14 protein-coding genes and 1 pseudogene are annotated in these 17,700 nt (G+C 72.4%); 8 read left to right on the top strand and 7 right to left on the bottom strand.

Annotated elements, in window-relative coordinates; translation table 11 throughout:
- Window positions 1–198 precede the first annotated feature (198 nt).
- Complete coding sequence (locus ABZ721_RS15000; RefSeq protein WP_358789034.1) at window positions 199–2,259, top strand: glycosyltransferase; 2,061 nt, start codon at window positions 199–201, stop codon at window positions 2,257–2,259.
- Between the two features lie 27 nt (window positions 2,260–2,286).
- Here the strand turns inward: ABZ721_RS15000 and ABZ721_RS14995 are convergent, their stop codons facing one another.
- Window positions 2,287–3,318 carry a MerR family transcriptional regulator gene (locus tag ABZ721_RS14995; protein ID WP_358789033.1) on the bottom strand — a complete coding sequence of 344 codons (1,032 nt, stop codon included), beginning with the start codon at window positions 3,316–3,318 and terminating at the stop codon, window positions 2,287–2,289.
- A 157-nt stretch (window positions 3,319–3,475) separates the two neighbouring features.
- Between ABZ721_RS14995 and ABZ721_RS14990 the strand changes: the two genes are divergently transcribed.
- Window positions 3,476–4,162: a sigma-70 family RNA polymerase sigma factor gene (locus ABZ721_RS14990; protein WP_358789032.1), complete on the top strand. Its 687-nt coding sequence runs from the start codon at window positions 3,476–3,478 to the stop codon at window positions 4,160–4,162.
- Window positions 4,163–4,404: 242 nt separating this feature from the next.
- Here the strand turns inward: ABZ721_RS14990 and htpG are convergent, their stop codons facing one another.
- On the bottom strand, window positions 4,405–6,324 hold the full coding sequence (htpG, locus tag ABZ721_RS14985) for a molecular chaperone HtpG (protein WP_358789031.1): 1,920 nt from the start codon (window positions 6,322–6,324) through the stop codon (window positions 4,405–4,407).
- A 132-nt stretch (window positions 6,325–6,456) separates the two neighbouring features.
- Entirely contained in the window at window positions 6,457–7,110 is a 654-nt protein-coding gene (locus ABZ721_RS14980; RefSeq protein ID WP_358789030.1) for a type III effector protein, read from the bottom strand.
- Between the two features lie 145 nt (window positions 7,111–7,255).
- Here ABZ721_RS14980 and ABZ721_RS14975 point away from each other — a divergent pair.
- From ABZ721_RS14975 to ABZ721_RS14965, 3 genes and pseudogenes are all read left to right on the top strand, one after another.
- Window positions 7,256–7,612 (top strand): annotated as a pseudogene (locus ABZ721_RS14975) (hypothetical protein); the annotation flags it as partial.
- Window positions 7,613–8,059: 447 nt separating this feature from the next.
- Complete coding sequence (locus ABZ721_RS14970) at window positions 8,060–8,938, top strand: GNAT family N-acetyltransferase (RefSeq protein WP_358789029.1); 879 nt, start codon at window positions 8,060–8,062, stop codon at window positions 8,936–8,938.
- A 291-nt stretch (window positions 8,939–9,229) separates the two neighbouring features.
- Window positions 9,230–10,030: a nucleotidyltransferase domain-containing protein gene (locus ABZ721_RS14965; RefSeq protein WP_358789028.1), complete on the top strand. Its 801-nt coding sequence runs from the start codon at window positions 9,230–9,232 to the stop codon at window positions 10,028–10,030.
- Between the two features lie 217 nt (window positions 10,031–10,247).
- On the opposite strand, the gene ABZ721_RS14960 is transcribed toward ABZ721_RS14965, so the two are convergent.
- The gene (locus ABZ721_RS14960; RefSeq protein WP_358789027.1) at window positions 10,248–11,087 is read right to left on the bottom strand and encodes an NAD(P)H-binding protein; all 840 of its coding nucleotides are present in this window, start codon (window positions 11,085–11,087) and stop codon (window positions 10,248–10,250) included.
- Window positions 11,088–11,179: 92 nt separating this feature from the next.
- Here ABZ721_RS14960 and ABZ721_RS14955 point away from each other — a divergent pair, with 92 nt between their 5' ends.
- On the top strand, window positions 11,180–11,551 hold the full coding sequence (locus ABZ721_RS14955; RefSeq protein ID WP_358789026.1) for a helix-turn-helix domain-containing protein: 372 nt from the start codon (window positions 11,180–11,182) through the stop codon (window positions 11,549–11,551).
- A gap of 508 nt (window positions 11,552–12,059) precedes the next feature.
- On the opposite strand, the gene ABZ721_RS14950 is transcribed toward ABZ721_RS14955, so the two are convergent.
- Window positions 12,060–12,617, bottom strand: a complete 558-nt coding sequence (locus ABZ721_RS14950) for a GNAT family protein (protein WP_358789025.1) — start codon at window positions 12,615–12,617, stop codon at window positions 12,060–12,062.
- A 581-nt stretch (window positions 12,618–13,198) separates the two neighbouring features.
- Entirely contained in the window at window positions 13,199–14,389 is a 1,191-nt protein-coding gene (locus ABZ721_RS14945) for an IS110 family transposase (protein WP_358789024.1), read from the bottom strand.
- A gap of 242 nt (window positions 14,390–14,631) precedes the next feature.
- Between ABZ721_RS14945 and ABZ721_RS14940 the strand changes: the two genes are divergently transcribed.
- Together ABZ721_RS14940 and ABZ721_RS14935 are read left to right on the top strand one after the other, a co-directional pair.
- Window positions 14,632–15,237, top strand: a complete 606-nt coding sequence (locus ABZ721_RS14940; protein ID WP_358789023.1) for a dihydrofolate reductase family protein — start codon at window positions 14,632–14,634, stop codon at window positions 15,235–15,237.
- A 49-nt stretch (window positions 15,238–15,286) separates the two neighbouring features.
- Complete coding sequence (locus tag ABZ721_RS14935; protein WP_358789022.1) at window positions 15,287–15,622, top strand: hypothetical protein; 336 nt, start codon at window positions 15,287–15,289, stop codon at window positions 15,620–15,622.
- A 222-nt stretch (window positions 15,623–15,844) separates the two neighbouring features.
- Here ABZ721_RS14935 and abc-f read toward each other — a convergent pair whose 3' ends face one another.
- The gene (gene abc-f, locus ABZ721_RS14930; protein ID WP_358789021.1) at window positions 15,845–17,500 is read right to left on the bottom strand and encodes a ribosomal protection-like ABC-F family protein; all 1,656 of its coding nucleotides are present in this window, start codon (window positions 17,498–17,500) and stop codon (window positions 15,845–15,847) included.
- Window positions 17,501–17,700 lie beyond the last annotated feature (200 nt).

The following is a 17,700-nucleotide window of genomic DNA, read 5'->3' as shown; positions in this document are numbered from 1 at the left end:
CGGTGCTGTGCGGCGCCCGGGCCGGCCGGCCCGGGCGCGCCCGACGGCCGGTGCACGACGGGGACGACCGATCCTGCCAGCCGAGCGCCGTTCGCGCCGTGACGCAGATCCGGTGCCGGCGGTGCATCCACCGCGGCCCACGGAGCCGAAGCGATGACTGTGCCCCACCTGCAGCCCCTGCGCCCGGGAGAGTCCGCCATGAACGACGCACCGCCGATCGACCAGCCACCGGGGCCCGCGGCCGAGCAGGCCGCCGACCACCCCCCGTGCGCGCGGCCGCAAGAGCCCTGGGGGCCGCCACCGGACGACGCCTTCGCCGCTTGGCGGTCGGCGTTCTGGACCGGCCGCATCCGGCCGGCGACCGCGGGCCCCGGCGCGGGCGGACTGCTGCACCTGACCCAGGCGGAGTACGGCTGGTCGTTCCCGCACGGGGTGCGCTGGGAGGCGCAGGACCTGCTGCTGGCCCGGCTGCGCCGGGTCTGCCGGATGGGGCTGGCCCACCGTCCCGAGGCGCTGGTCCGCCATAACGGCGGCCCGGACCGGGTGCGCACCGCGGTGGCCGAGGCATGGCCCGACGCGGTGCGCGTGCACGGCGCGGACCGCGGGCGCGCCGCCCTGCGCGAGGCTCTGCTGCGCTGCCCGCCCGCGGGCGGGCAGGCGGAACTGCTGGACCTCGCCGCCGCGCTCCAGCTGCAACCCCTGCAGCCCCACGAGGCGGTCGACCTGGCACAGCACGGTGATCGCGCCACCCGGCACGCGTCCTGGCGCTACCTGGCCGGCCTGCCGCACGGCGCGCACTTCCTGCCCCCCGCCGCCCGGGCGCGCGATCCCTACGAGCGGCTGCTGCTGGACAGGGACGCCGGCCCGGTGCTGCCGGCCGCGGCGCACCGCCCGGGCCTGCTCGTCGCCCAGTCGATGCTGCTCGGCGCCCTGGACCGTCCCGGAGAGGGGCTGAGCGGCGGGCTGAGCGTGCTGCTCAGCGGACTGGGTGACGCCCTGGCCGCCACCGGCAAGGTCGCAGCCGTGGTCACCGTGGTCACGGCCTGCCGGCAGGACCTGGCCCGCGAGGAGGGGCTGTTGACCGCCCGGGGGCCCGGTCACTGGGTGCTGCGCCTGCCCGTGGACGCCGATCGACCGCTCGCCCAGGACGAGATGGGCGCCCACCGCCAGGCGCTGGCCTGGTGGGCGGCACGGCTGCTGGGCGGCCTCGGGACACCGCTGGACATCGTGCACGCCCGGTACGCCGACGACGGCTCGCTGGCCATGGCCCAGGCCGCGGACCGGCTGGGAGCGCGCCTGGTGTTCACCGCCACCCCCGATCCGCACCGGCAGATGACCGAGCGCCACGGGGCGGCCCCGACCCCGTCCGAGGAGCTGCGCCACGACCTGCACCGGGTGTTCCTGGCGGATCGGCTGGTCGAACGGGCCGGACGTGTCATCGGCATTCCCGGGCACGACGGCGGCAGTGCGGAGCTGCTCCAGCACTTCCCCCAGTTGGCCGCCGCACGCGGCGGTGCGGGGCCGGCCGTGCCACCCGAGGGCATCGGACCGTACGTGCCCGCAGCCGACGAAGCGTCCGACCGGTCGGCGCTGCTGGCTGCGGTCCTGGGCCCCCGCTCCCCGGGCCCGCCCGTGCGGCCCGAACAGGTGCTGCTGTCGGTGGGCCGGCTGCATCCGGTCAAGCAGCAGGACGTCCTGGTGCGGGCCTGGCTGGACGCCGGCCTGTACCGGCGGGCGTTTCTGGTGCTGATCGGCGGCGCGTCCACCGCCCCGTCGGCCGCCGAGACCGCGATGCGCGCCCGCATCCGCCGCCTGCTGGCCCGCCACCCGGACGCCGCGCACCGCCTCGTCCTGCTGCCGGCCCTGGCCAACGCGCGCATCCGCCGGCTGGAGCGGGCGCTGGCCGACCCGACCTCGGGGGTCCGCGCGTGGTACGTGTGCCCCAGCGCCAAGGAGGAGTTCGGGATCGGGGTGCTGGAGGCCATGGACGCCGGTCTGCCGACCGCCGCCCCGCAGCGCGGCGGCGTGCGTCACTACCTGAGCGACGGCGTCAACGGGGTCCTGCTGGACACCTCCTCGCCCGCGGCCCTGGCCCCGGGCCTGGAGCGGTTGGTGCAGATGCCGGCCGCGGCCAGCCGGGCGCTGGCCGCCCGCGGCAGGACCACGGTGCGCACCGGCTACACCCTCCACTCCACCGCCGACGCCCTGGTCGCGGAGTACCTGGCCCCGCGGTCCCTTCCGACCGCCGACGAGGGGTGAGCCGCCCGCCCCCACCGCACCTGGGCGTCAGGTGGCGGCCGCCGGCACCGGCCCGCCGGCGGCCCCGTCTGCCGAACCGGCCTCGGCCAGCGCGGACAGCGCGTCGAGCAGGCTCTGGGGGCGGAGCATGCCGGGCATCAATGGCCCCGCCCAGCCGGGCCCGGCCAGCAGCACCAGGGGATGCGCGCGAGCGCCCCGCACGCCCCAGGACGTGGCCGCGACCCGCCGAGCCAGGCGGCGGTCGGCGGTCGCGCGTGACTGGGACCACAGCACGACGGCCGCCGGACCGATCCGGCGGACCGCCTCGTCGAGGGCGTCCGCGGGCACCGCGCCGCCGAACATGCGCGTGGCCACCCCCAGGGAGCTGAGTCCCGCGGCCAAAGCTTCCAACGCCAAGGTGTGCGGGTCGTGCGGCACCCCGGCCAACAGCACCGGTGTGGCGCCCGCCGCGGGCGGCGTCCCGGGCAGCCGGCGCAGCGCGGACGAGACGTGCCAGGACAGCAGATGCTCCACCTCCGCGTACCGCTCGCCGGAGGTCTGCCACTTGCGGCCCACCGCGCGCAGGGTCGGTGCCATCACCTCCTGCCAGGCCACGACCAGGCCGTGCCGGTCGATCAATCCGGCGAGCAGCGCGTCCACGGCCGGCCCGTCCAGCCGCATGGCGGCCCGCGCCAGCCCGCGGCACTCCTGCCGGGCTTCGCCGAGCGGCAGGCCGCTGCCCGCTTTCGACGCCGGGCGGGCGGGCCGCGGCGGGCCGGACGGCGCGGCGTCGGCCTGCGCCGGGCCGGCCCCGCGCACGACGCGGGCCGCCTCCGCGGGCGGCACACCCGAGGCGGTGAGCCGGCACATCTCCTCCACGACGGCCACGTCCTGCGGGGTCCACCGCCGGTGCTGGCCGCTGGAGCGCACCGCCGGGCCGACGCCGTAGCGCCGATCCCACGTCCGCACGGTGGTGGCGGAGACGCCGAGCCGCCGGGCCAGCGCACCGGTGCTGATCCCGACCTCGGCCGGCTGCTGCGCCGGCGGCGCGTCCGGCGTTCCCGCTACGGCTGTGACCATCCCCCGACTATACGACGCATAACCAATGCAAGTTGCTCCACATGATCCATCTTCCGATCCTGAGAGCGCGGCCCCACCGCGGGGGCCGGTGGCTGGTGCCCGGCCCGGGGTCACCGGCACCCGCCGGCTCCGACCGACGAAGGGCGGGTTACCGTTCATGGCCATACGCAGCGCCGACCACAGCGCGCACGACCCCGCCTGCGCACCGGCTGCCGCCGCGGTGCCCGCCCCCATACCCGGCTCCGCCGCCGTACCGGCACCGTCCCCCGCGCCGTTGTGGGCGCCGGCCGCCTCGGCACTGGGCGACGCGGAACTGGCGGCCGGTCTGGTGCGCGGCGACGAGGACTGCGTGGCCGCCGCCTACGACCGCTGGGGCGCGGTGGTGTACGCGCTCGCGCGCCGATCTCTCGGCGACGCGCGCGAAGCCGAGGACGTCACCCAACAGGTCTTCTTCGCCGCCTGGCGCGGCCGACACGGCTACCGCCCGGACCGCGGCGCCCTGGCCGGCTGGCTGATCGGCATCACCCACCGCAAGATCGCCGACGCCCTCACCGCCCGCACCCGGCGCGCCGCCCTGGTGGCCAAGGCCGGCGGCGCGCTCCCGCGCGAGGCGAACCCCGGCGCCCAACCGGACGCCGCGCTCGACCGCATCGTCATCACCCGCGAGCTGGCCCGGCTGCCCGCAGCCCAGCAGCAGGTGCTGTCCATGGCCTTCTACGCCGACCTGACGCACGCGGAGATCTCCGCCCGCACGGGCCTGCCGCTGGGGACGGTCAAGAGCCACGCACGCCGCGGACTGCATCGCCTGCACCTGCTCCTGCAGGCATCCGCCGCACCCGGCTGAGCTGCACCGCCGGGCCGCCTGCCGTCGCGCACCGGGACACGCGCGACGGCATCCCCAGCGCTTCTCCGGCTGCCGAGCCGGCCGGGCCCGCGGCCGGGCGGTGCGAGCGCCCCGGCCCGCGCCGACGTCGGCGAGCGGGCGCCGGGCCCCCGCCAGGTCGTCCGCACGGCGCGCGGCCACCGTGCGAAGGGCGACCGGATCCGGCCGGGCCCCCGGCCGGATCCCCCAGGCCGCGCCGTGGGCTACAGGGTGCGGGCCAGGCGGTCGGTGAGCAGCCGGGTGAAGCGGGCGGGGTCGGGCAGGTCACCTCCCTCGGCCAGCAGCGCGCTGCCGTAGATCAGCTCGGCGATCTCCGCCGGTGCCGGGTCGTCGGCACCCGCGGCGTGGGCCGTGCGCAGCGCGCTGATCAGCGGGTGGGCGGGGTTGAGTTCCAGGATCCGCTTGACCGGGGGGATCTGCTGGCCCATCGCCCGGTACATCTTCTCCAAAGTCGGCGTCACGTCGTGGGCGTCGCCAACAATGCAGGCCGCCGAGGTCGTCAGGCGTGCGGACAGGCGGACCTGCTTGACATGGTCGGACAAGGTGGTGGTCAGCCAGGGCAGCAGGGCGGCGAAGTCCTGCTCGCGCTGGGCCTTGTCGGCGTCGGCCGGCTGCTCGCCGTCCGCGGACTCGTCGAGGTCGACCTGGCCCTTGGCGATGGATTGCAGGCGGTGGCCGTCGAAGGTGGGGACCTGGTCGGTCCACACCTCGTCGATGGGGTCGGTGAGGATGAGGACCTCGTAGCCCTTGGCGGTGAAGGCCTCCATGTGGGGGGAGTTCTCCACCATGGCGCGACTCTCGCCGGTCAGGTAGTAGATGGCGTCCTGGCCGGGCTTCATGCGGGCGACGTACTCGCGCAGCGTGGTGGTCTTCTCCGGGTCGTGGGTGGAGGCGGCCGAGATCAGCGCCAGCAGGGCTTCGAGGTTGTCCGTGTCCTCGAGCAGGCCTTCTTTCAGTGCCCGGCCGAACTGCTCCCATACCTTCGCGTAGCGCTCTGCGTCCTTGGACTGCATATCCTTCAGGGCGCCGAGGACCTTTTTGACCAGGCGCCGCCGCACGCCGCGGATCTGGCGGTCCTGCTGGAGGATCTCGCGGGAGACGTTCAGCGACAGGTCGTGCGCGTCCACGACACCCTTGACGAAGCGCAGGTAGTTGGGCATGAGCGCTTCGCAGTCGTCCATGATGAACACCCGCTTGACGTAGAGCTGTACGCCGCGCTTGGTCTCGCGGGAGAACAGGTCGAACGGTGCCTGCGCGGGCAGGAACAGCAGCGCCTCGTACTCGAAGGTCCCTTCGGCCCGCATGTGGATCGTCTCCGCCGGGGCCAGCCAGTCGTGGCTGATCTGCTGGTAGAACTCGGTGTACTCGTCCTCGGTCACCTCGCTGCGCGGCCGGGCCCACAGCGCCTTCATCGAGTTGAGCGTGTCGAGGGCGGAGGGGCTCTCGCCCTCGGCGTCGGGGCCGTTTGCGGCCATCCGGATCGGCCAGCGGATGAAGTCCGAGTACCGCTTGACGATCTGGCGGATCTTCGACTCGGACAGGTAGTCGGCGAGTCCGTCCTCGCTGTCGACCGGCTTGAGGTGCAGCGTGACCGACGTGCCCACGGGCAGGTCGTCGACGGCCTGGATGTCGTAGGTGCCCTCACCGTCGGACTCCCACCGGGTACCGGAGTCGGTGCCGGCCCGGCGGGTGCGCACGGTCACCTTGTCGGCGACCATGAACGCCGAGTAGAAGCCGACGCCGAACTGTCCGATCAAGTTCTCGGCGGTGGCGGCGTCCTTGGACTCCTGCAGCTTCTCCAGCAGGGCGGCGGTGCCGGACTTGGCGATCGTGCCGAGCAGCTCGACGAGATCGTCCCGGGTCATGCCGATCCCGTTGTCCCGGACGGTCAAGGTGCGGGCGTCCTGGTCGACCTCCAGCACGATGTGCAGGTCGGCGGCGTCGCTCCCGGTGGGGCTGGAGTCGGTCAGCGATTCCAGTCGCCGCTTGTCCAGGGCGTCGGAGGCGTTCGAGATCAGCTCACGCAGGAAGATGTCCTTGTTCGAGTAGATCGAGTGAATCACCAACCGGAGCAACTGGCGGGTCTCGGCCTGGAATTCCAGCGTCTGGACGCTGCTGCCCATGGGGGCCTCTTTCTGTGGGAACGTCAGGAACGGAGTGGCATGCGGGCCGGGACGGGCTGGTGCCCCGTCCTCGGCGTGGTTCAGTGCGGGCGCCGGGCCCCACCCGCAGGGGGAGCCACCGGAGGGCGGGAGTCAGGCATCGTCAGCGGCCGGGGTCCGCGTGCGCCGGTCGTCGACGGTGTCGAGGCTGGCGATGAGGTCGGCGTGGCGGGCATCGAGGTAGGGGCGCATGTCGGCCAGGGGGATGAGGAGCTCGGCGGCGTCGGCGGCGCCGAGCGCGGCCCGCAGGGCGGCCTGGGCGGGGCGCGCTTCGGGGGCGACGTGGCGCAGTGCGGTGATCTGTCCAGCGATGCTGCGCAGGTCGGCCGCGTGGTCGCGGGCCCAGGTGGCGGTGGCGCGGTCGGCGGCCCGGGCCTGGCGGGTGGCCGTCACGCGCTGCTCACCGGTGGTGCCGGCGGCGCCGGGGCGGCCGCGCAGGTAGCGGCGTTCGGCGGCCTGGCGGCTGGCGACGCCCAGGGGGCCGGCGAGGTCGGCCCAACTGGCGCCCTCGTCACGGGCGGTCTCGATCAGCCCGGTCTCCCATCCGGCGAGCTGCTCGCGGACCTGCCGCAGCAGCATCAACGAGGCCAGCGCCTGCTCGGGGCCGGGGCCGGAGGCGTCGGGAGTCTCGTGCTGGGCGTCGCGCAACGCGGCGTCGATGGCGGCCAGGGCTGCCGCGGCGGCGAGGAAGGACGCCGGACTGTGGGCGTCGGTGTGGGCCGGGGACGGCCGGTCGGCTGCGGTCACGGGCACCTCCCAAGAGTGGTCAACAAGTCGATGACATCATGCCTGTCATCGATTGGATGACATGTTACAACGGTTTCCGTGCAACGCAGAAGCAGCTACTGCTCGATTTCTGATTCTGCTGGAGGTGTTCGCGATCCCGATGCTGTCCCGTCACAATGCCGCCGGTATCGCGATCGGACGACGCGCCCTCGGACACCCGATCCGGCGACGGACGACGCCACCCCCACACGACCAGAGAGATCGTGCGGGGCATCGGACCGTCCAGGCCGGGCCAGGTATCCGAAGGCGTGACGGAAACCGCCCACCCGCAACGAACCACGCCCCTGGAGGCGTGGAGCCGAGCAGGAAGAGAACGCGGGGACCAAGTGCATCCAAAACCGTTCGGGATGCGCCCAGTACACAACAGGGGTCCAAGACTCACTTCTGCACACTGGAATGCAACGGTGTCACTGAAGCTGGTCACGGTGCGGCGGTGCCGTTCGCAGCCCGGTCAGGACCGTGACGACCTCCCTTGATAGCCGGGCTTGTCCGAGAACCGGCTCGGCCCGTCCGCCGGCCCGCCCGTGGGCATGAGCATCGCCGTGGGCTTCGCGGGCGCCGTGCGCGCCATGGTCGGCTTCATGGTGCCGGCGGCCGGAGCGGTGGGGCCGGTCGCAATCGACGGCGTGCCGACTACCGCGACCGGCATACCCGCGCGAGGGGACCGACCCGCCGTCCGTGACGCAGCACCCGTGCGGATCGCGGCCATCACCAGGACTGCAACCCCGTGGCCGGACCAGCTGTCCGTTAATCCGTTGCCGCGCCTGCGCTGGACCGGGTACGTTCTCCCAGCCGTCCAGGGTGATCAGGACCGGCGCTGTCGACGAGGAGGTGTGGAGCACATGCGCAGGATTGCCGAGCAGTTGAGCCCGCGTACTGACCTTTGCCCCCTCCTCACGACGGAGACACCTTGTCGCTCCGCATCACCCCACTGACCGACCCTGTCGACGGGGCGCACAGCCGCCGCCTCGCCTGGTTGGCATCCGACGCCGATTCCAACCCCGTCGGGACGGCCTTTCTGCGCCTGTTCGACGGCGGACAAGACCACCTGGCCGAACTGACCCTCCACGTCCATCCCGTGGAGCGCCGCAAGGGCGTCGGCTCACGGCTCCTCGACGCCGCCGTGGCCGCCGCCCGGGACAACGCCCGACGCTGCGTCATGGCGCAGGCCCCGGCCGAGTCGCCCGGCGACAACTTCCTGCCGGCCCGCGGCTTCCGCAAGGTCCTCACCATGAGGTTCGCCCGCTTGCCACTGGCCGACGTGGATACCACCGCTCTCACCAAGATCATCGAGAAACCGCATTCCGACTACCGACTGGCGTCCTGGCACGGAACCGTCCCCGACACCCTCGCCCAGACATTTGCCGCCTCACGTCGCGCCATGGACGACATGCCGATGGACGATGCCGACTACGGCACTGCGGCCTGGGACGTGGACCGGGTCCGGGCTGCGGCGAAGGCCGTCGCGGAGCGCGGCGACGACTTGCACACCGTCGTCGCCATCGACACCCGCGATGACTCGATCGCCGGATTCACCGAACTCGTCGTCCCGGGCCAGGGCACGGGTGATGGCCAGCACTACGGCACCGGCGTGCTGCCCGAGCACCGCGGGCACGGCTTGGGCCGCTGGATGAAGGCCGAGTCGATACGACAAGCCCACGAGCGCTATCCCGACCTCGGCGGCCTCCTGACCGACACCGCCGACAGCAATACGCACATGCGACACATCAGCGACAGCCTCGGCTACATGCCAACGCACACGACACGCCAGTACCAGCTCGACCTGTAGCGACGAGCAGGCGGGCCGGACATCACCTCGTCCGGTCCGTCCGCACGTGCACCACAGGAACTGACAATCCGCCAGGGGCGCAGACGGGCGCACCCTGCCGGTCTCGGAGGAGGGCCCGTTCCGCTTTTTGAGTACGAGCAGGTTCTGCGACCTGGTCGCGGGGCCAAGGGGGTTCACCGGCCGATCGTCGATCGTGCTCCGCAGAGGATCGGTGCGGAGGAATTCAAGTTGCGGTCCCCGCCGGCTCGAGTGTTACGTTGCTCTGCTTTGCTCCGATGGGAAGGAAAGCAGATGGACATCCCCTTCTTGCACAGCCAGTTCCTTCGCGACGCGCTGCCTCGGATCCGGCAGGACGCGCGCGTGGCCGGTGTGGCGCTCACCGGGTCCCTCGCGGGAGGGCGCCCCGACGCCTACTCGGACGTGGACCTGATCCTGGTCATCGAGGACGCTGCGTACGACGCGGTCATGCGGGAGCGGCTGGCGCTGATCGGCTCCTGGACGTCCCTGGTAGCCGGATTCACCGGCGAGCATGTCGGCGAGCCGCGCCTGATCATCACGCTCGTCGGGCCGCCTCTCCTGCACGTCGACTTCACGTTCGTCCGCGCCTCCTACTTCGCCGAGCGGACCGGCGACCCGCAGATCCTGTGGGACCGGGACGGACTCCTCGCCGACGCCCTCGGCCAGCAACCGCCGATCCCCCCGCCGCTCGACCTCCAGTGGATCGAGGACCGGTTCTGGATCTGGGTGCACTACGGTGCGGCGAAGCTCGGCCGCGGGGAGCTGTTCGAGACCATCAGCTTCCTCACCTACCTGCGCGAGACCGTGCTCGGGCCTCTGGCAGCCCGCCGGGTGGGCGCGCTCCCCCACGGCGTACGCCGCCTGGAGACCATCGCGCCCGACGCGGCGCGTTCCCTCCAGAGCACTCTGTGCGGCTACGACCGCGACGACGCCGGACGGGCGCTCCTCGCCAGCGTCGATCTCTACCGCTGCTGGTCCGATGCCGATCCCGAGGGAGCGGGCGTGGAACGGCGCCACCACGCCGAGAAGCTCGCCCTGCAGTACCTGAACGACGTCCTCGCACAGGGCGGCTGAGTCCGCGTGACCCAGCTCTGGGGTGGGAGGTAGCGCCCGGCGGGCTGTCGGGTCGACTCCTCCCTCCCCAGATCCCTGGGGGGTGGCCAGGGCGCGTGCCGCACGCCCCGCTCCCCACGGCCTGGGGGCCAGGTCGGCGTCACCGTCGGGCCAGGTTCGTCGCCTGGCGGCCGTCGATCGCCAAGCCCGGCCGCAGGTCCCGCGGTGCTGACTTGCCTCAGCGGAACGCGGCGACATGGCGGGCGGCCCAGTCGGCGAAGGGGCGCGGGGGGCGGCCGAGGACCTGCTCGACGTCCGGGCTGACGCGCAATTCGGCCGGGGTCGGGGAGCTGAGGATGTCCAGCGTGTCGTTGGCCAGCTCCGCCGGCATGCTCTGGGTCATGGCGGTCTTGGCCTCGTCGCGGGTGAGCTCGTGGAAGTTCACGGGCGAGCCCAGTGCGGCGGCGATGGCCTCCGCCTGCTGGCGCGGAGTGATCACTGCCGGGCCGGTCAGCTCGTAGATACCGCCGGCGTGCCGATCCTCCAGCAGGCTGGCTGCCGCGACCGCGGCGATGTCCGCCGGGTCGACGATCGGCACCCCGATGTCGCCGAAGGGCGCGGCGACTACCTGACGCGTGCGGACGGACTCGGCCCACCACAGGGCGTTGGAGGCGAAGCCGCCCGGCCGCAGGATGGTCCACTCCAGGCCCGACTCCCGCAGCGTGTCCTCCAGTGCGCGCATCGCGATCCGCGTCTGGCCGGAGGGCCGGGTCACCACCCCCAGCGTGGAGAGCAGCACGACCCGGCGGACCCCGCTGGCCTGCGCTGCGCTGATGAGGTCGGCGGGGTTGGCTCCGATGGCGTGCAGGTCGCCGGAGAGCAGCAGGAACAGCGCCTTCGCCCCGTCCAGCGCGGGCTGCAGGCCGGCCGGCTGGGCCAGGTCGGCCACCACGTGGCGGACGCCGTGCGGCACCACCGCCGGGTGGCGTGACACGGCCGTCACTTGCTGGCCCGCCTCAGCCAGTGCCTGCGTCAACGGCCGGCCGATGTTCCCGGTCGCCCCGGTTACTACGATCATGTTGTGCTCCTTGCTGGTTGATCCGTGTGATCGTCACGCTAGGAGCAGCGACTTACTTTTGGTAAGGACATACCTCGAGGTAAGCTCATGAGATGACGGGAAGCGTGCAGCCCACAGTGGCCGAGGCAGGTCCGCGGTATGACGTGTTTCACACCGACTGTCTCGCACGGAACGTGGTCGACCATGTGACCAGCCGGTGGGGCGTCTGGGTGCTGATTGCGTTGCGGAGCAACGACCTGCGGTTCTACGAGTTGCGCGAGAGCATCCAGGGCATCAGCGAGAAGATGCTCGCCCAGACCCTGCGTGCGCTGGTAGAGGACGGCCTGGTCTGGCGGGAGGTCGAGCCGACGACGCCGCCCCAGGTCACCTACGGGCTGAGCGAGTTCGGCCGGGACGTCGGCGAGCCGCTGACGGAGCTGTTCGACCGGATCACCCAGCGGCTGTCGCCGCCCAGCGCGCGATAGCGCGGCCACGGCCGGCGCCCATCCGCGACACGAGGGACAACCGGCTGAGCCGCACCGTCGCCCCGCTCCTCGACCTCGCCGGAGGGATGGCCCGGCAACGGCTGGACACGGCCGCGCTGGTCAGCGAGATCGGGCGGTTCGGCCCCGGCGGGCGCGCCCTTTACGGTCCTCCGCGCGAGCGACCCGCTGCCCTGGGGCAGGGAGGGCGACACCTGCCAGTGCGCCGGCCACGAGCGCTGAGCGGGTGTGGGCGGAGACGTTCACGGAGCCGCGGGTGGCGCAGGGTGCGCGGCTGCTGGGAGCAGTGCGCGAGCCGGGCGGCAACGGCATTTCGCCGGGCCGACCGAGGGGTCGGGCGCTGGCCCAGCAGGTCGGTCAAGCTGCGGAGCAGGGGCACCGCAGGGCCGACCGCTGGCGTGCGACCACCGGAGCTCATCTGGTTGCCCTGGTCCGCTCCGGGTGCGCCAACGACGTCCTGGTCGAGCGCGAAGAGACCGCGGCAGCCGGATCAAGCGCCCTCCGATCCAAGGAGGTGCTCGTCGTTCCAGTCAGGAACCGTTGTGCTGCCAGAGAGCCAGTCACGTCGCAGAATCGCATACCCGACGGCGTCACGGACCTTCCCGTCGGAGGCCGGCCACGCGTCGCGGTAGTGCGCTTCCTTCACGAAACCACACCTTCGAAAAGCGCGGCGCATCGCTAGGTTGTCCTGCCGCGTGGTGCTCTCGATTCGCTGGACCTGGGGGAACTCGGTGAACACGTACCTGGTGAGCCAGGTCAAAGCCTGTCCTCCGAGGCCCTGCCCTCGGTGCTCGGAGCGGATCCGCAGATCGAACAGCGGCGTGTCGTCGCACAGGTCCATCAGACGGACCAGGCCGGTTCGCTCACCGTCAACCACGATCCAGAACGTCCGGGTGTCCTGGCCGTCATAGCGGCCCTCTGCAATCCACTGCCGGGCTTCGGCCTGGTCAACAACCTGCGAGCCGTGAAACGGCCAGACGCAGCCCGAGAGGAAACCGACCAGCTCCTCTGCGTCGCTGGACTGGAAGCGTTGGTAGGTGATCTCCACGGCCGCACTCTAGCGACGGAGGCACCCGTCCAGAACCGATTTTCCAGGCCGCCGACGGTCGCCACGCCCGGCGGCATCGAGGGCATGTTCCGCCACGCCGGACGCGACCTCACACCCCGCACCCCGACGGCTGCGAGTCCGCCAAGCCCCTGATGGCAGTGGCATCCGCACGCCACGGCGGCGTCATCCTCGGCCCGCCGCACTGCACCGCTCACGGAACCCAGCGCCCGGGCCGCGACATCCCTCGCCCACGGCTGCCGCCGGCGCGCGCAGGCGCGGCCTGCGAGACGCCAGCGGGTCCCTTCCCTTCCCACCTGCAATCACCGCCGGCCGGCGGTGGTCGCAGGTTACCCAGCCTGCTGGTCCTCGCCTCCCTTTCCTGGCTGAGTCGGCGGAGCTGCGGCCAGGCGCTCGGGCCCGAGCTGTACGGGGCCGTACGGGCCGTCCGCGAGGCGGACGTCGAGCTGTTCGGTTGCAACGGCCCGGGCTTTCTCGATACACCGCAGCGCGGCCGATGAGTTTGTGGCTCCCAGCCGGTCCAAGCTCGTGACACCCCAGGAAAGGACTTCCCAATCGTGATGTCAAGCCGCTCCCGTGATGGGAGGTGAACCTTGGTAGCACTGTCCGTCACGGATCATCGCCCACAGCACGTTGATCCTGCGGCGGGCGAGAGCGAGCAGGGCCTGCTTGTGACCCTTTCCCTCGCTTCGCTTGCGCTGGTAATACGCCTTGGACGCGGGGCAGGTCGTGATGCTGACCATCGCGGACAGGTACATCGACCGCAGCAGGCCGCGGTGGTAGCGCTTGGGCCTGTGCAGGTTGCCGCTGGTGCGGCCGGAGTCACGAGGTCTGGGTGCCAGGCCGGCGAAGCCAGCCAGGCGGTCAGCGCTGCCGAAGGCGTCCATGTCTCCGCCGGTCGCGGCGATGAACTCGGCACCGAGCCTCGGGCCCATACCGGGCAGGCTGCGGATCACCGCGGCGTGCGGATGCTCGCGAAACGTGGCCTCGATCAGGGCGTCGAGCTCGGCGATCTCCTCATCGAGGGCCATCACCCCCTTCGCGAGGCGGGCCACCATGGCGGCAGCCAACTTCTCGCCGGGCAGCGCGGTCTGCTGGGCCTGGGCGGCCTCCACGGCTGTCTTCGCGAGCGCGGCGGCGCCGCGGACCTTGCGGTTCCTCAGCCAGGTCTCGATCCGCTTGGCACCGGCCCGGCGGATCGCGGTCGGGGTCGGGTAACCGGTCAGCAGCATCACCGGCCCCTTGTTGACCAGCTCCAGCGACCGCTCCAACGCGGGAGAGATCTCCAGCAGCTGGGCCCGGAGGCGGTTGCTCTGCCGGGTGCGGTCGAAGACGACGTCCAGGCGCCGGGTGGTCAGCGTGCGCAGGTCGACGGCGATCTCGTCGCCGGGCCGCAGCAGACCGAGGTCCTTGCGCATGCGCGCCTGGTCGGCGATGACGAAGGCGTCGTGCGCGTCGGTCTTGCCCTCGCCGCGATAGGTGGCCGAAGCCCGGTGGACCGCCAGACCGGTCAGATAGGCCACGGGCTGGTCGTGGCCGAGCAGCAGGCCGATCAGCAGGGCGGCGCCACCGTGGTTGAGATCGACCGCCCACAGCACGTCGGTGGATATCGCCAGGACGTCACCGATGAGCTGGAGCAGCTCGGTCTCGTCGTTCAGGACCCGGCGGGACAACAGCCGTTTGCCGTCCGCGTCGATCACCACGCAGTGGTGGTGTTCCTTGCCGATGTCCACTCCGGCCCAGATCTCGGGCACGTTCCCCTCCGCCAGCTCGCAGTGTCACATCACACCCGCAGACGACCTCGCCGACGTTGTCCTACAGAAGCGATCAAGTCGCGTATCCCAATTGGCGGTCGAGCCGTCGCAGGACTCCGGGCGGCCAAGTCCTTTGAGCCATCCGACGGCGGCCCGCGCATCAGCCATACCCAGAACCCCCGGGCCCTCCGATCTTACGAATGACCGGAGCCGACCCACACCTAGAAAGGTAGGACACCGCTATGTCGGAGCTTCTCGTCGACTTCATCACGTCCCTCGACGGCTATGCGTCAGGAGAGGGATGGCCCGGATTCTGGGGCCTCGAGGGCCCGGAGTACCTCGCCTGGCTCGGCGAGCAGCCCGAGGTCACGTATCTGATGGGAGCGAACACCTACCGCCTGATGTCGGGCTTCGCCGCCGGCACGGTCCCCGATGGCCAAGACGAGTTCCGGCCCGAAGAAGAGGCATCCGTCGACGAGCTCACGCAAGCGGCCAAGGTGGTGTTCTCCTCCTCGCTCAAGGAGCCACTGACGTGGGCCAACTCCACACTCATCCGCGACGACGCCGTCGAGACGGTCCGCACCATGAAGTCCAGCGGCTCGGGGCTCCTCAGCACAATCGGCAGCCTCAGCCTGTGCCGCTCCCTGCTACGCGCCGGACTCGTCGACCGCTTCCGGGTCGTGATGTTCCCGGTGATCACCGGGGCCACGGGCCAGGAACGCATCTACGACGGCTATCCGGACGTCGCCCTCGAGATGACCGAGCACCGCACCTTCGACGGCCGCATCCAGCTGGTCGAGTACCAGCCCCGCGTGCTCGACCACCCGCCGCTCGGCGCCCCTGCGTGACCTCGCCCCGCCCGCCCGCCGGCCTGGGCGATCGCCAGGCCGGCGCTTCGTGCCGCTCGGCCAGATCGCCACTCTCCGACGCGAGACGCGGTTCACGCACGGGAAGAAGGACAACGAACTGAACCTGCCGATCGGCTCGCCGACCTCCCTCACCCTCAACCTGACCGAACCGGTCACCGTGCCGACGTGCCTCGGCTCCCCCCGCCCCATACAGGTGATCAGGCTGCACGCGGACGACCCGACCTCCCTCTACGACGCCGTCACGCAGGCCCGCACCACCTCCACGCCCGCTCCCGGCACCAGACGACCGACCTCATCACCAGCCCGCACCACCCGGCCCACGGCGGGGATTTCTTCCCCGACCAGCGCAGGCGCCGTGACCTGAGCGCCGATACACTCCCCCGCCCGTCGGATCGGCGCGGTCCCACGGGCCCGCCGATCCGACGGGCGGACCGCACGCGGCGCCCGGCCTCGCGCCGGCGACGATCGCCACCAGCGCGCTCTACGCCCCACCCGGCTGCAGCAGCAACGCGACCGCCAGCGGCCCTCGCGCTCCCGGAATTGCGCGGCTTCCCGGGCAGCGGTCGTCGGGCCGGCGCGCCGCCGCTCAGTCCGGTCCCCGACGGCGACCGCGCTCCAGCTCCAATCGCTCGCCGGCAAACCGCTCGCGAAAGCCCCGGTCGTGCGAGACAGCGACCACCGCGCCCGGATACGCCGCGAGCGCGGCCTCCAGGTCCTCGACAAGGTCGAGCGCCAGGTGATTCGTGGGTTCGTCAAGAACGAGCAGGTCCGCGGGCCGGGTCAGCAGGCGCGCGATCTGCAGCCGCCGCCGCTGCCCCACCGACAGCGCCATCACCGGCACGGGCAGGTCCTCCGCACGGAACAGGCCCAGGGCCAGCAGCACCTCGGCGTACTCCTCCGGCGCCCCGGGGCGCCCGGCCGCGAACGCGGCGAGCAGCGGCAGCCGCGGGGAGCGGGCCGGGAGCTCCTGCGCCAGGTACCCGATCCGCGCCGGGCGGCACACTGTGCCGCGGTCCGGGGCAAGGTCGCCCGCCAGGACGCGCAGCAAGGTCGTCTTGCCGGCGCCGTTCTCGCCGGTGACCAGCAGCCGCTGCCCAGGGGCGATCATCAACAGGCCCTCCAGGTGGAGCCGGTCGCCGACCGTCACCCCGTCGCAGACGGCGAGCGGGCCGCCGGTCAGGGGCCCGTCGCCGGCCGCCGCGGGCACGGCCGTGAACCGCAAGGGCTCCGGCGGCGACGCCACGGGGTGGCGTCGCAGATGGGCCAGCCGCTCGCGGACCGCCCGCACCTGGCCGCCGAGCTTGGCCTCGTGCGAGCGGCGGTGCTTGCCGAAGCCCTGCTGCGGGTCCTTGCCGGTCGTGGCCAAGCGCCTGCCGGCGGCCTCGAGCAGTTCCTCGGCCCGCGTCAGGTCCGCACGCCACTCCGTGTACTGCTGCTGTGCGCGGCGCCGGGCGGCGGCCTTCGCGGTGCGGTAGCCGCTCCATCCGTCGCCGTAGCGGGTGACCGTGCGTGCGTCCCGGTCGACCTCGAGGAGGGTGGTGGCGAGGCGCTCCAGAAAGCCGCGGTCGTGGGTGACCGCGACGATGGTGCCCCGGTGCGCGCCCAGATGTCCCTCCAGCCACCGCACCGCGGTCGCGTCGAGGTGGTTGGTCGGCTCGTCCAGCAAGAGCAGTTCCGGGGCGGCGGCCAGCACGCAGGCGAGGGCGAGGCGCGCTTGTTCTCCGCCGGACAGCGTGCCGAGCGGGCGGTCGCGGGTGAGCGCGCCGAGCCCGAGCCCGTGCAAGGCGGCCTCCACGCGGGCGTCGGCCGTGTAGCCGCCGCGGTCCTCAAAGGCGATCAGCAAGGCGCCGTACGAGTCGAGTTCCTCCGGCGATGCCTCGCCCAGCCGCGTCTCCGCCGCGCGCAGGCGGCGCTCCAGGTCGCGCAGGTCGGCCAGCGCCTGGTCGACGGCGTCCTGCACGGTGCCGTCGGGCGTGAGATCGAGGGTCTGCGCCAGGTACCCCGTACCGCCGGGGAAGCTGACCGTGATCTCCCCGGTGTCCGGGGGTTCGGCTGCGGCGAGCAACCGCAGGAGGGTGGACTTGCCGGAGCCGTTCTCCCCGATGACCGCGACCCGCTCCCCCGGTCGGAGGGTGAAGGAGACCTGATCGAGGAGGGTCCGGGTGCCATAGGACTTGGTGACGTTCTTGACGGACAGCTGCGCCACGGCAGCGGGCAGGACGAGAGGGGCGCGTTCGCGCATGACATTTCCCTGAGAAGGCGACGGGTCTACGGGCGGCAGAAACGGCGGCTACGGCCGTGCCCGGACTCAGAGGAAGTCGTAGGAACGCATCCCGCCACGGTACAAGGCGGGTGGTCGCGTCTCGAGCGATTTACTGCGGCGGGGTGCGGCCGTCGGGCGGTGTGTCCGGTCAGGGCGCCGGGTCCGGTCCCGGGGGATAC

It is taken from the genome of Streptomyces sp. NPDC006733, assembly GCF_040636125.1.
Taxonomy (GTDB): domain Bacteria; phylum Actinomycetota; class Actinomycetes; order Streptomycetales; family Streptomycetaceae; genus Actinacidiphila.
This window is presented reverse-complemented; position numbering and strand designations above follow the sequence as displayed.

Excerpts from the sequence above, each read along its gene's own strand:
- ABZ721_RS14990 (WP_358789032.1), top strand. The coding sequence starts at position 3,476 with ATGGCCATACGCAGCGCCGACCACAGCGCGCACGACCCCGCCTGCGCA.
- htpG (WP_358789031.1), bottom strand. The coding sequence starts at position 6,324 with ATGGGCAGCAGCGTCCAGACGCTGGAATTCCAGGCCGAGACCCGCCAG.
- ABZ721_RS14960 (WP_358789027.1), bottom strand. The coding sequence starts at position 11,087 with ATGATCGTAGTAACCGGGGCGACCGGGAACATCGGCCGGCCGTTGACG.
- ABZ721_RS14965 (WP_358789028.1), top strand. The coding sequence starts at position 9,230 with ATGGACATCCCCTTCTTGCACAGCCAGTTCCTTCGCGACGCGCTGCCT.
- ABZ721_RS15000 (WP_358789034.1), top strand. The coding sequence starts at position 199 with ATGAACGACGCACCGCCGATCGACCAGCCACCGGGGCCCGCGGCCGAG.
- ABZ721_RS14995 (WP_358789033.1), bottom strand. The coding sequence starts at position 3,318 with ATGGTCACAGCCGTAGCGGGAACGCCGGACGCGCCGCCGGCGCAGCAG.
- ABZ721_RS14955 (WP_358789026.1), top strand. The coding sequence starts at position 11,180 with ATGACGGGAAGCGTGCAGCCCACAGTGGCCGAGGCAGGTCCGCGGTAT.
- ABZ721_RS14940 (WP_358789023.1), top strand. The coding sequence starts at position 14,632 with ATGTCGGAGCTTCTCGTCGACTTCATCACGTCCCTCGACGGCTATGCG.
- abc-f (WP_358789021.1), bottom strand. The coding sequence starts at position 17,500 with ATGCGCGAACGCGCCCCTCTCGTCCTGCCCGCTGCCGTGGCGCAGCTG.